This is a genomic window from Telluria sp. AC161 (assembly GCF_979258535.1).
Genome location: NZ_OZ409861.1, coordinates 3,537,381 through 3,550,755, shown reverse-complemented (window position 1 = coordinate 3,550,755; position 13,375 = coordinate 3,537,381). Strand labels below are relative to the sequence as shown.

Here is a 13,375-nt window from a genome sequence, read left to right as displayed (position 1 = left end):
CGATACTGCGACTCGGAAAGTTGCCGCAAGGTGGCCAACTGGGATGGGACGCTAAGAAAATGTACAGAGACGCCGAGTCAAATCGATGTTGATGTAGCGCAGTACAAGATCGTTCCCGCTTGTTGTATCGGACTTATTCAATCAAAGATGTGGTGCTAGTCGAATTTCGTTCTACTCCGCGTTGATCACTATTTTATGAGGGTTACATCATGGATAATCAAAAGTCTACCGAAGGTAAAGGCATCAACGCAACCAACGCAGGTTCGAACCCAGGTTCGGGCACCGGTTCGCTGGGCACGAGCACCGTGACCGGCAACAGCGGTCTGGGCAACAGCGGCAGCAGCGCCAGCACCGGCGCCGGCAACACGTCGGGTTCGACCACCGGTTCGTCGTCGACCCCATCGACGCCATCGACGCCATCGACCTCGTCGGCTTCGTCGGCCGCATCGTCGATCAGCGACACCGCAGCAAACGCCGCTGGTAGCATCAAGGCAGCAATGTCGTCGATCACGCCTGAGAAAGCACACGGCGCCATCGACAAGGCAGCGCAAGCCGCTCAGCCAGTCGTCGACAACATCGCTTCGAAAGCACACGCAGGCGTCGAAAAGGTCACTGGCCTGATCAGCACCGCGCAAGAAAAATTCGGCGACCGTTCGACCCAGATCACCGAGAAGTACTCGGACCTGTCGGCTCAGGGCAAGGAATACGTCAAGAACAACCCAGGCAGCGCACTGCTGGCTGCAGTCGGCGTCGGCTTCATTCTGGCCAAGCTGCTGGGTGGCTCGAGCGACCGTAGCGACTATCGTGACGATTATCGCAACGACTACCGCAAAGACTACAACTCGTACCGCGATTAATTCCACACGCAATTAATTCCACGGTCTCGTACTGTGGATTGATTCTGGCGCATCATCGATGTGCCGATCGAAAGCCCGACCAGCATCTGCTGGCCGGGCTTTTTTCATTCTGAGCTTTAACGCTTTCTTAACGTCTGATTAACGTGACGATGACGGTGGGCAATCTAGCATCCATACCGCATCAGAAGGCGCGTTGGATCCAGGTCCGCGTGATCGATTCATCGTCGGGCAGCGCATGGCCCGGCCCATCCGACGGATTCATGAAGACTGACGAGCTCTACCTGCACCGGGCGGCCACTGCCCCGACACGCCCTGCATCTTCCTGGCTGGCACGCAGCACACGTATCGCCGGCCCCTTCGCACCGCTGGTTCAGATGCTGCTCATCGGCCTCGTGCTGCTCTCGGGCTTTCGTTTGGCCATGCTGGCCTGGCAATGGGAGCGCGTGCATGCCACCGGCGCCGTGCTGGACATCATCGTGCAGGGCGTGCGCGCCGACCTGATTCTGCTTGGCTACTGCCTGGCCATTCCATTGCTGGCCGCGCCCTTGCTGGCGCATCGCCGTACGGCCCGCCTGTGGCAACGCTTCACGCTGGGCTGGACGATGCTGGCCTTGATCTTCATCCTGTTCATGGAAGTCGCGTCGCCGCAATTCATCATGCAGTACGACGTGCGCCCCAATCGCCTGTTCATCGAATACCTGAACAATCCACGGGAAGTCTTTTCCACGCTGTGGCACGGTTTCCGCACGGCGGTGTTGCTGGGCTGCGCGGTCACCGTGCTCGTGGGTGTCGCGCTGGTGCGCCTGCTGAAAGGCGCCTCTGCCAGCACCCCGATGTGGCCGGGCCGCAGGATGCTGCTGGTATGGCCGGTCCTGTGCCTGCTCGTGTTCATGCAGATCCGCTCGACCACCGGTCACCGGCCTGCCAATCCGGCCATGTTCGCGCTGACGGGCGATGCGATGGTCAATTCGCTCGTCATCAATTCGGCATGGTCGGTACTCGACGCGATGCGCTCGATGGACAACGAGGCCAAGTCGTCGGACATCTATGGCGACTTCCCGCGCGCGAAGGTGTTTGCCGAAGTGAAGGCGGCGCCATGGCTGCGCGATTATCAGTTCGCCAACCCTGAGCAGCCGACGCGGCACTACCAGAGCGCGGCCGTCACCCGCGCCAAGCCACTGAATCTTGTCATCGTGCTGCAGGAAAGCCTGGGCGCGACGTTCGTCGAGTCGCTGGGCGGGCTGGCCGTCACGCCGGAGCTCGAAAAACTCAAGGGCGAGGGCTGGTGGTTCGAGCAGTTGTACGCCACCGGCACCCGCTCGGTGCGCGGCATCGAGGCAGTGGTCGCCGGTTATGCGCCCACGCCCGCGCGCAGCACGGTCAAGCTGTCGCTGTCGCAGCAGAATTTCTATACGCTGGCGGCCGGCCTGGGCGACCAGGGCTACCACACCGAATTCGTCTACGGCGGCGAAGCGCATTTCGACAATATGCGCAGCTTCTTCACCGGCAACGGCTTCCAGAAGATCGTCGACATCGGCGACATGAAACCGACCTTCGTCGCCAGCTGGGGCGCATCGGATGAAGACCTGTTCGACAAGTCGCTCGAACGCCTGAACACCCTGCACGCCGCGAACAAGCCGTTCTTCAGCCTGATCTTCACGTCGTCGAACCACGAGCCGTTCGAATTCCCGGACGGTAAAATCGCGCTGCATGACGGCGACAAGCAGACCGTCAACAACGCCGTCAAGTATGCCGACTACGCGCTGGGCAAGTTCATCCGCGCAGCCAAACAGCAGGCCTACTGGAAAGACACGGTGTTCCTGATCGTGGCCGACCACGACAACCGCGTGTATGGCGACAGCCTCGTGCCGATCAAGAAATTCCACATCCCCGGCCTGATCCTGGGCGCGGACATCGAGCCCAAGCGCATTGCGACCATCGCCAGCCAGATCGACCTGGCGCCGACGCTGCTGTCGCTGCTGGGTGTGTCGAGCACGCACCCGATGATCGGGCGCGACCTCGCGAAAGACAGCACGACGCCGGGCCGCGCGCTGATCCAGTTCAACGATTATTTTGCCTACCTCGAAGGCGCCTCGGCCACCGTGCTGCGGCCCGGACAATCGCCGCTGGCAGGGCAGTACGATGCCACCAGCGGGCATTTCAGCCCGGGCAGCGGCAGCCCGACCCAGGCGCAGGTCGACAAGGCGATGGCGCACGTGATCCTGCCGTCGATCCTGTACCGCGAGCAGCGCTATCGCCCGCGCTGAGCGGACCGGATTCACCCCGGCTTCTAGCCCGGGTTTCATCTTACAATGACCAGCATGCGCATCCTCATCGTCGAAGACAACCCGGACATCCTGGCCAACCTGTACGGGTTCCTGGAGCCGAAGGGCTACGCCGTCGATTCGGCGCGCAACGGCTATGGCGGCCTGGCGCTGGCGTCCGAAAACAATTACGACGTCATCATCCTCGACGTCATGCTGCCGGGCCTGAACGGCCTGGAGCTGTGCCAGAAGCTGCGCACCGAGTTGTCCAGCGCGACGCCGGTGCTGATGCTGACGGCGCGCGACAGCCTGCAGGACAAGGTGCAGGGCTTCGACAGCGGCGCCGACGACTACCTGGTCAAGCCGTTTTCCCTGGTCGAACTCGACGTGCGCCTGAAAGCGCTGGCGCGCCGTGCCGGTGGGCAGCATGCATTCAGCCGCGTCCTGCGCTTCGGTCCGCTCGTGTTCGATCCCGACCAGCAACAGGCTTCGCGTGATGGCGTCAGGATCGTGCTGACCAAGACCGGGTACGTCCTGCTGCGCTGCCTGATGGCGGCGGCCCCGCGCATCGTGCCGCGCGAGGCGCTCGAGCAGGCGGTCTGGGGCGAAGACCGCCCCGAGAGCGATGCGCTGCGCACACACATCCACGCGCTGCGCCAGGCGGTCGACAAGCCATTTGCCTCACCCCTGATCCATACCATCGCCGGCGTCGGCTACAAACTGGCGATGCCCGATGCGCCCGGCTAGTTCACTGAGCCGGCCCATCGTCGGCGCCTTCATCCTGTTCGGCGTTGTCCTGTCGCTGTTCTTCGCGGTGCTGGCCGCGCTGGTGGTCGAGGGCATCGAAGTCCACCTGGTCGACGAGCGCCTGGCCGAAGTCGAGAAATGGGCGCGCCCCAGGGCCGCCGCCGGGTTGCCGGCCGACCTGCCGGCCGGCCTGCGCTTTCACCGGGGCGACGATATTCCGCTCTCGCTGCGCGCGCTGCCGGCCGGCGTGTCCGAGGCCGAAGTCGATGGCATTGGCCTGCATGTGCTGGCCGGCGCCGACGAACGGGGGCCGTATGTGGTGGTCGACCATGAAAGCGACTACGAAGAGATCGAGATCCTGGTGTACTCGATGTTCGCTGCCTTTTTTGCCGGCTTCGTCACGCTGGCGCTGTTTCTTGGCCGCTTTGTCAGCAGGCGCATCGTCACACCGCTGCGCGAACTGGCCGACGCCGTGGGGCAGGGCGCCTTTGCCTTGCCGCATACCGAACGGGGCGACGAGCTGGGAACCCTGGCGCGCGCGCTGGCCGCGCACACGCGTGAGTTGCGCGAATACCTCGACCGTGAACGCCTGTTCACCGGCGACGTCAGCCACGAGCTGCGCACGCCGCTGACCGTCATCATGGGCGCGGCCGAGATCCTCGTCGAAAACGGCAAGAGCCCGGCGGTGCAGGCGCCGGCGCAGCGCATTTACCGGGCGGCGCAGGAGGCGACGGAATGCGTGACGGTGCTGCTGGTGCTGGCGCGCGCCCCCCAGCTCGCCCTGTTCTCGCCCGTCTCGGTGGGCGAGATCGCGCGCCGCGAAACCGAGCGCTACCAGGCCATGGTGACCGGCCGGCCCGTCACGCTGCGCTGTGTCGGCGATGCCGCGTTTCGCATTTGCGCGCCTGCCGAACTGTGCGTGTCAGCCATCGCCAACCTGATTCGTAACGCCTGCCAGTACACCGAGCAGGGCGAAGTCACGGTCGTCATCGAACCTGGGCGCATCACGGTCGAAGACACGGGGCGCGGCTTGCCCGAGGCAGTGCGGCAGACGCTGGGCGAGGGCGCACGCCCGATCCCGTCGAGCGGCTCGGCCGGCACCGGGCTGGGCCTGTCGCTGGTCAAGCGCATCTGCGAATACCTGGGCGCGTCGCTCGTGTACGAAAACCGCCCAAGTGGCGGCAGCCGCTTCACCATCGTTTTTCCTGTGACGTTCACGCCATCCTAACGCCGCGTTGACGGTGGCTTGCCATCATCCTTTCTATCCTTGAAGCACTGCAGCGATGGTTGCTGCAATGTTGACAAGGGCGTGAAATGGATAAACTGTTTACAAGACGGATCGATGCGTCGCTGCTTGTGCTGGTCGTGGCGTTGTTGCTGGCAAGCCTGGGCAACGTGACGTTCTGGACGGTGCTGGTTCATGCGACCGGTGGCATATCGCTGGCCAGCCTGCCCCTGCTTGCCGGCACCTTCCTGATTGTCGTCCTGTTCTTCAATGCCTGCCTGACGCTGGCCAGCTTTCGCTACCTCGCCAAGCCGGTGCTGATCGCCCTCGTGCTGGTGGCGTCTGCGGCAGGCTACTTCATCGCGGCGTACGGCATCGTCATCGACAAGGCGATGATCCAGAATGTGTTCGAGACCGATACCCGCGAAGCGACCGAACTGATCAGCTGGCAGATGGCCGCCAGGATCGGCTTGCTGGGCGTGCTGCCATCGCTGTGGATCGCGCGCGCCAATATCCAGTTTCCCAGTGGCGTGAAAGGGCTGCTCAAGCGCAGCAGCAATGCGGGCGGCTCGCTGCTGCTGGCGTTTGCCCTGCTGGCGCTGCTGTTCAAGAGCCTGGCGCCGACGTTGCACGAGCACCGCGAACTGCGTTTCCTGCTCACACCCACCAATTTCATCCAGGCCGTGGATGGGTATCTGCGCAGCCGCTGGGCCGCCCAGATCGTGGTCGCGCCGCTGGGTCGCGATGCCGTGAAGGGCGCCGCCTGGGCCGGCCATCACCGCAAGACGCTGACGGTGATCGTCGTGGGCGAGACGGCGCGGGCAGCGAATTTTTCGCTCGATGGGTACGGGCGCGACACCAATCCGCTGCTGAAGCGGCAAGCTGGCTTGATCAATTTCTCGCGTGTCAGTTCGTGTGGCACGGCGACTGCGGTGTCGGTCCCGTGCGTGTTTTCCGCCTTCGGCCGCAACGATTACAGCCAGTCCAAAGCAGCGAGCCAGGAAGGCCTGCTGGACGTGCTGACGCATGCGGGTTTCGCCGTGCTGTGGCGCGATAACAATTCGGGCTGCAAGGGCGTGTGCAACCGCGTCGGGTACGAGGACCTGTCGCGGCCCGACGGCAAGAACGTGCACTGCAGCGGCGACGAATGCTACGACGAGCGCCTGCTCGATGGCTTGCCGGACTTGCTCGCCAACAGCAGCAAGGACCTGGTCGTGGTGCTGCACCAGAAGGGCAGCCATGGTCCGGCGTATGCCAGCCGCTACCCGCAAGGGTTCGGCCGCTTCGGTCCGGTGTGCGCGAGCAATGACTTCGATACGTGCTCGCGCGAATCGATCCGGGCCGCCTACGACAACACGATCCTGTACACCGACTACTTCCTGAGCAAGACCATCGACGGCTTGCGCGCGATCGCGGCCGCGCAGGACGCCGATACGGCCATGCTGTACTTCTCGGACCATGGCGAGTCGCTGGGCGAGAACAACGTGTATCTGCACGGCGCGCCGTACATGTTCGCGCCGCGTGAACAGACCGAGGTGCCGATGATGCTGTGGATGTCCGACAGCTTCAGCGAGCGGTTCCGCATCGACCGGCGCTGCCTGGCGGCGCGGCGTAACGAACCGCTGTCGCATGACAATGTGTTCCACTCGGTGCTTGGCATGCTCGACGTGAACACGGCCGTGCTCAATCCGCGCCTGGACCTGTTCCATGCGTGCGTGCGGGGAGCGTGACATGCATGAAATGCGCGAGATGCTTGAGATGCGTGAGCTTCATCAGATGCGGGCCGAGCCTGGGCTGCATGCGCCGCTGCTGTCAGCGCACGTCCTGCGGCGTCTGGCCATGCTGCTGGCGGCGGGCGCGCTGGCCATCCTGTGGCTGGGCCGCTATACGGATCTCGACCTGGTGCTGGCCGATGCCGTGTTCGACGCACAGCGCCGCGTCTTTCCCTGGCGCGATACGTGGCTGACCGTCACGTTCAACCATGTGATCGTCAAGCAGTTCCTGATGCTGCTTGCCGTGGGCATCGTCGGCTACGCCTTGGTCGACGCCTGGCGGCCCCGCGCCGCGCTGGGCGCACTCGGCCGCGTGCAGCTGCGCATCGTTGCGCTGTCCGCCATCCTGGTGCCGGCCGTGACCAGTACCCTGAAACACCTGAGCGCATCGCATTGTCCATGGGACCTGGTGCGCTATGGCGGCGAGCAGCCGTATGTGCGCCTGTTCGGTGCGTTCCCGGCCGACACGCTGCCGGGCCAGTGCCTGCCTGCCGGCCACGCGTCGAGTGCCCTGTGGCTGGTGGCGCTGGCCGTCTGCTGGTTGCCGGCGCGGCCATCGCGGGCGCGTGCCGTCGCCTTGCTGGCGATCGGCGCCGGTGCCACGGTCGGCTATCTGCAGCAACTGCGCGGCGCGCATTTCATGACGCATACGCTGTGGTCGATCTGGATCGCGTGCACGATCGTCGTGGCGCTGATCGCCACCTTGCAGGGCAGGCCATCATGAGCATGCTGCGCACCGTCGTCGATCCTGCCCGGAGTGCCCTGTCACGCGGCGACCATGTCCGTCTGCAGGGCATCGTGAACCGGCTGGCAAGGGCCTATCCGCCGGACTGGCTCGAGCGGTGCGGCGCGCTGTTATATGGCGCGACCATCGTGGCCAGTCTGGCGCTGACCGGCGTGGTCGGTGCGCTGTGGTCGCCCTGGTGGACCTATCTGATTCCCGTCGTGTGCCCGCTGCTGTTGCTGGGCGTGCTGCCGGTCTGGCTGTTCGGCCGCGAACCGGGGCGCCCGCGCTGGGCGCATCCGCTCGCCATCGTGGGTGACGACGATGCGGCGCTGATCGGGCGGATTGTCGATGCGATGGATGAACGCAGCAGGGCAGCGCTGTTGCGGCACTGCCCGGCCAACGATGGCGCGAAGGTCTTCGCGCTCTGGCAGCTGCTGCAGGCTGCCGGCGTCGAAGAACCCCGCTGAAGGCGCGCTCAGGCCGGGGTGTTGTCCACCTCGACGGCCCGCCCCGGCTGGCGCCGCATCTTGCGCCCGGTGCGCTTGAGCCAGTTTTCAAAGTCGTCGACATACGTGAACACCGCCGGCACCACCAGCAGGCTCAGTAACGTCGATGTGATCAGGCCACCGATCACGGCCACCGCCATCGGCGAGCGGAAGCTCGGGTCACCCGAGAAGCCCAGCGCCAGCGGCAGCATGCCGGCGCCCATCGCGATGGTGGTCATCACGATCGGCCGGCTGCGCTTGTGGCAGGCGTCGACCAGCGCGTCGAAGCGGTTCATGCCCGCCTCGCGCGCCAGGATCGCGTAATCGACCAGCAGGATCGAGTTCTTGGTCACGATCCCCATCAGCATGATCAGGCCGATCATCGTCGGCATCGACAGCGCATTGCTGGTGACGAGCAGCGCCACGAAGGCGCCGCCGATCGACAGCGGCAGGGCAGCCAGAATCGTCACCGGCTGCATGAAGTCCGAGAACAGCAGCACCAGCACGCCGTAGATGCACAGCACGCCGATCAGCATCGCCAGGCCGAAGCTGGCAAACAGCGCCTGCATTTCCTGGGCGTCGCCCAGTTCGGCGATCGTCACCGACGACGGCAGCGACTGGAACGCTGGCAGCGCGCGCGCCTCGGCATTGACTTCGCCAAGCGAGCGGCCCGAGAGCTCGACGTCGAGCGTGACGTTACGGGTGCGGTTCAGGCGATTGATCTGCGCCGGGCCGCTTTCCATCGTGATGTCGGCCACGGTCGAGAGCAGCACCGGTCCGTTCTTGCCGGGCACCGTCAGGCGCCCGATCGCCGCCAGGTCGGCCCGCACGGCGTCCGGCAGCTTCACGCGGATCGGCACCTGGCGCTCGTCCAGGTTCATCTTGGCCAGCGACTGTTCATAGTCGCCGGCGGTGGCCACGCGCACCGTCTCGCCAATGGCCGCCGCCGTCACGCCCTGGTCAGCCGCGCGTGCAAAGTCGGGACGCACGATGATTTCGGGGCGCACCAGCGAGGCGCTCGAACTGACGTTGCCGATGCCGGGCAGGCCGCGCAATTCACGCTCGGCCTGGCGCGCCGCGGTGCTCAGCGCATTGGCGTCTTCGCTGCGCAGCACCAGCTGCATCTTGGTGCCGGCGTCGGGAATGCCGACCGTGAAGCGCGCGCCGGGAATGGCGGCCACGCGGTCACGGATCGTGTTTTCGATGACACCCAGCTTCACGTCGCGGTCACTCCGGTCCACTGTTTTCACCGTCAGCACCGCGCGCCGTGCTTCGGCAGCGGCGCCGGGCGAGAACGCGTCGCCGCTCGAACCGCCACCGATCGAACTGAAGATGCTTGTCACGCCCTCGACCTTCATCAGTTCCAGGCGCACCTGTTCGGCCACGGCGCGGGTCTGGGCCAGCGTGGCGCCCGGCGCCAGTTCGACGTTGACCTGGGTCTGCGAGCGGTCGGCCGGCGGCATGAAGCCGGTCGGCAGCAGCGGCACCAGCGCCAGCGAGCCCGCGAAGAACACGGCCGCGCCCAGCATCGTCAGGCCACGGCGGCGCAGGCACCACTGCATCACGGCCAGGTAGCGCCGCATGATCGCGCTGTCTTGCGGCTCGTGACCGGCCACGCCGGCGTTCTTCGGCGCCTTGAGCAGGTACGCGCACATCATCGGCGTGAGCAGGCGCGCCACCAAGAGCGACGCCAGGATCGCCAGCACGGCGGTCCAGCCGAACTGCTTGAAGAATTTGCCGGGGATGCCGCCCATGAAGGCGGTCGGCAAAAACACCGCGACGAGCGCGAACGTGGTGGCGATGACCGCCATCCCGATTTCGTCGGCCGCTTCGAGCGAGGCCTGCATCGGCGACTTGCCCATGTGGAGGTGGCGCGAGATGTTTTCGATCTCGACGATCGCATCGTCGACCAGCACGCCGATCACGAGGGCAAGCGACAGCAGCGTAACCATATTGAGCGTGTAGCCAAACAGGTACTGGCCCAGGAAGGCCGGAATCACTGACAGCGGCAGGGCAGCCGCAGCGATCAATGTGGCGCGCCAGTCGCGCAGGAACCACCACACGACCAGCACCGCCAGCAGCGCGCCTTCGTACAGCATGTGCATCGAGGCGTCGAAGTTTTCGTCGACCGACACCGAGTTGTCGATCACTTCATTGACGATCAGCTTCGGGTTTTCTTTCTTGAGCTGCTCCATCGCGGCGCGCGCACCGTTGGCGACATCGATCTCGCCAGCCCCGCGTGTGCGGAACACTTCGAAGGCGACCACGCGGCGGCCATCCTGCTCGGCCAGCGCGCGTGGTTCTTCCACGGTGTCGAGCACGCGCGCGACCTGGTCCAAGCGCACGTGGCGTCCGTCCGGCAGCGGGATCTCCATCGCGGCCAGCGCCTGCGCGGTGCCGACGGTGGCCAGCGTGCGCACCGATTGCTCGACGCCACTGACGTCGCCCCGGCCGCCCGGCGCTTCGCGCTGCACATTGCGCAGCTGGCGCGAGATGTCGAGCGCCGAGACGCGCAGCGCCGCCATCTTCTGGTCATCGAGCTCCACGCGCATCTCGCGCGTGACGCCGCCCACGCGCCGGATTTCACCGAGGCCCGGCACGCCCAGCATGCGCTTGGCGACGTCGTTGTCGACGAACCAGCTCAGGTCCTGGTCGTCCAGGCCCGAGCCTTCGGCCGCGGCGATCGTGAAGGTCGAGACGACGCGCCCGGCGGTGGCGGCCTTGGTCACGGTCGGTTCGCGCAGTTCGGCCGGCATGTCGGCGCGCACGCGCGAGACCGCGTCGCGCACGTCGTTGACGGCTTCGGCCGAATCGCGCTCGAGGATGAATTCGACCGTGACGGTGGCCACGCCGTCGAGCACGCGCGTGTAGATGTTCTTGATGCCCTGCAGCGTGGCGACCGAGTCCTCGATCTTGCGCGCGACTTCCGTTTCCAGCTGCGCCGGCGCGGCGCCGTCCAGGACGGCGGTGACGGTGACGATCGGCAGTTCGATGTCCGGGAAGTCCTGCACCTTGCTGGCGTTGAAGGCCATCAGTCCCGCCACGGTGAGCAGGACGAACAGCATGATCGCCGGGATCGGATTGCGGATCGACAGGGCGGAGAAATTCATCGTGCAGCCTTTGTCGGTGCTGCTGCCGGCGCGGTTGCCGGCGCAGTTGCGGGCGCGGCGATATTGCGTACCAGGTCGCCGTCATTGAGGAACCCGGCGCCGGTGACGACAATGGGCGCATCGGCCGCCAGGCCGCCGACGATCTCGACCCGGTCGCCCAGGCGGCGACCCGTGGTGACCTTCAGTTGGCTCACGCGGCTGTCCGCATTCAGGCGGTACACATAACTGAAGCCGTCGCGCACCGCGATCGACTGCTGCGGTACGGTCAGGGCATTCGACGTGCCCAGCTCGAACCGGCCGCTGGCGAACATGCCGGCCTTGAGCGGCATATCGCCCGACAGCGCTGGCGGCAGGTCGACATAGACCAGCGCAAGCCGGGTCTGCGGATCGACCGACGGCGCCACGACGCGCACCTTGCCGGTGACTTCGAGGCCGCTGGCGCCGCGCACGATCGCGCGCGTGCCCGCCTTGATGCGCCCGAGGTCTTGCGCCGTTACTTCGGCGCGCCATTCGAGGCGACCCTGGCGGATCATGCGAAACAGTTCGGTGCCCACGCCGACGACGGCGCCGACGGTGGCGCTGCGCGCCGAAATCACGCCGCTGTCGGGCGCCGTCACCTGCGTGTACTTCAGGCGCAGCTGCTGCTGGGTGAGCGTGGCCTGGGCCGACTGGACGCGCGCGGCGCCAGTCTGCTCACCCGTCACGTATTGCGTGACCTGCTGGGCGCTCAGAGCCCCGGAGCTTTCCAGTGCGCGCGCGCGGTCGGCATTCGCCTTGGATTCCAGGGCATTGGCCTTCGCTTCGAGCAGCGCGGCGCGCGCGCCCTCGATATCGGCGCGCACGGTTTCATCCGCAAACACGGCCAGCACCTGGCCCCTCCTGACCACGTCGCCGACATTGACGCGCACTTCGTTCAGGCGCAATCCGTTCGACTCGCTCCCGATGACGGCGTCCTGCCAGGCGGCGATGCTGCCATTGGCGGTCAGGCTGATCGGCAGGCTGGCGGTGGCGGGACGGGTGGTGGTGACGCTCAGGGCAGGGCGTGGCGCGGCCTTTTCTTCCTTGGCGTCGGCGCGGTTGATCGTGGTCAGCGCAATGACGGCGCACAGCGACGCAGCCCCGAAGGCGATGGCAAGGGCACGTGGATGTCGAATGGTTTTCATGGTGTCCGAGTGAGGGCGGGCGCTGCGGCAATCCGGCGCTCCGGCAAGCAACTGAGTGTAGCAAATGTGACGCCCCCGGCAGGGCTGCACGGGTGTCATTACAAATAGTGCAGTGCGGAAAAATGTGTGGTTTGGCAGGGCATTCTACAAATTTACAACAGTAGATCTGCCGTATTGCACTGCACAATAAAAAGAGATATATTGGAACTGTCTCCTCCAGTTTTCTCCGAAAATTGGATTTGCCGCCCGCCAACCAACAGGTTCTGCGGGCGTTTTTTTTGCTCTGTTCAAGCGTTTTCGCCCTGGAACGACCCGGCGCGCCATGTCAGCACCAGCGTATCGCGGTAACCATGCTCACCCAGCGGCTGAATCGGCGTCGATTCGTGGATCACGGCGGCGTCGTCGAGCAACAGCAGCGTCCAGGGCTCGGTCATCGTGAAGCGCTGGCCGGCGGGGCCATCGGCGTCGAACACGCGCGTCTCGCCGCCCTTGATGCCATGGCGGCCAATCATGATCACGGCCACGAAGTTCACGCCATCACGGTGCGCGCCTTCGGGTGTCGGGCGGCCGATGCCGTCCGCCGTGTCGATCCTGAACTGGTGCGCTTCGACGAACCATGGCTGTACTGGCGTCACCGCCGAACAGGCCGCGCCGAGCGCGCGCAGCAGGCGTTCCCACGCCGGGTTGGCGACCGTGGCCGTCTCCATCGGCGCGAACAGGCGGTGCATGCCGCCGTGCAGCGCGTTGTATTCGACGGGCTGCCAGTGCGCGCGGTGCGGGGTCTGCACCAGGCTGGCGCCGTCGTCGATGAAGCACGAGTGGCGACGGCGCCGATAGCGCCCGCCATCCTTCAGGTAGTCGTCGAGTTCGAGCCGGTCCCAGCTCGGCACCAGCGTGGCGAGGTCCGGCAGGCTGCAGCCGGCCAGCAGCGCAACATCGTCAGGGCGCAGCAGGGCATAGCCGGTGTCGCGCAGTGTGGCCGTCAGGTGCGACGGATCGAGATAGGGCAGGGGCGGAGTGGTCAT

At 65.6% G+C, this 13,375-nt stretch carries 10 protein-coding genes; 7 read left to right on the top strand and 3 right to left on the bottom strand.

What is annotated here, in order from left to right; genetic code table 11:
• Nucleotides 1-209 precede the first annotated feature (209 nt).
• The 7 genes from ACZ0AJ_RS15835 (at nt 210) to ACZ0AJ_RS15805 (ending at nt 8,059) form a co-directional block, all read left to right on the top strand.
• Nucleotides 210-857: an ElaB/YgaM/YqjD family protein gene (locus tag ACZ0AJ_RS15835; protein ID WP_499455430.1), complete on the top strand. Its 648-nt coding sequence runs from the start codon at nt 210-212 to the stop codon at nt 855-857.
• Between the two features lie 260 nt (nt 858-1,117).
• The gene (locus tag ACZ0AJ_RS15830; protein ID WP_499455428.1) at nt 1,118-3,124 is read left to right on the top strand and encodes an LTA synthase family protein; all 2,007 of its coding nucleotides are present in this window, start codon (nt 1,118-1,120) and stop codon (nt 3,122-3,124) included.
• Between the two features lie 54 nt (nt 3,125-3,178).
• Nucleotides 3,179-3,868: a response regulator transcription factor gene (locus tag ACZ0AJ_RS15825; RefSeq protein WP_499455426.1), complete on the top strand. Its 690-nt coding sequence runs from the start codon at nt 3,179-3,181 to the stop codon at nt 3,866-3,868.
• Nucleotides 3,855-5,096, top strand: coding sequence for a sensor histidine kinase (locus ACZ0AJ_RS15820; protein ID WP_499455571.1), 1,242 nt, complete (start codon nt 3,855-3,857; stop codon nt 5,094-5,096). Before ACZ0AJ_RS15825 ends, ACZ0AJ_RS15820 begins: the two co-directional genes overlap by 14 nt.
• Nucleotides 5,097-5,182: 86 nt before the next feature.
• A complete protein-coding gene (locus ACZ0AJ_RS15815; protein ID WP_499455424.1) occupies nt 5,183-6,823 on the top strand; it encodes a phosphoethanolamine transferase in 1,641 nt (546 codons plus the stop codon).
• A 28-nt stretch (nt 6,824-6,851) separates the two neighbouring features.
• The gene (locus ACZ0AJ_RS15810; RefSeq protein WP_499455570.1) at nt 6,852-7,589 is read left to right on the top strand and encodes a phosphatase PAP2 family protein; all 738 of its coding nucleotides are present in this window, start codon (nt 6,852-6,854) and stop codon (nt 7,587-7,589) included.
• Entirely contained in the window at nt 7,586-8,059 is a 474-nt protein-coding gene (locus ACZ0AJ_RS15805) for a hypothetical protein (RefSeq protein ID WP_499455420.1), read from the top strand. The genes ACZ0AJ_RS15810 and ACZ0AJ_RS15805 overlap by 4 nt, the downstream gene beginning before the upstream one ends.
• An 8-nt stretch (nt 8,060-8,067) precedes the next feature.
• Here ACZ0AJ_RS15805 and ACZ0AJ_RS15800 read toward each other — a convergent pair whose 3' ends face one another.
• From ACZ0AJ_RS15800 to ACZ0AJ_RS15790, 3 genes are all read right to left on the bottom strand, one after another.
• The gene (locus ACZ0AJ_RS15800; RefSeq protein ID WP_499455419.1) at nt 8,068-11,187 is read right to left on the bottom strand and encodes an efflux RND transporter permease subunit; all 3,120 of its coding nucleotides are present in this window, start codon (nt 11,185-11,187) and stop codon (nt 8,068-8,070) included.
• Nucleotides 11,184-12,350: an efflux RND transporter periplasmic adaptor subunit gene (locus ACZ0AJ_RS15795; RefSeq protein ID WP_499455417.1), complete on the bottom strand. Its 1,167-nt coding sequence runs from the start codon at nt 12,348-12,350 to the stop codon at nt 11,184-11,186. The genes ACZ0AJ_RS15800 and ACZ0AJ_RS15795 overlap by 4 nt, the downstream gene beginning before the upstream one ends.
• Nucleotides 12,351-12,637: 287 nt before the next feature.
• Nucleotides 12,638-13,375, bottom strand: coding sequence for a 2OG-Fe dioxygenase family protein (locus ACZ0AJ_RS15790; RefSeq protein ID WP_499455416.1), 738 nt, complete (start codon nt 13,373-13,375; stop codon nt 12,638-12,640).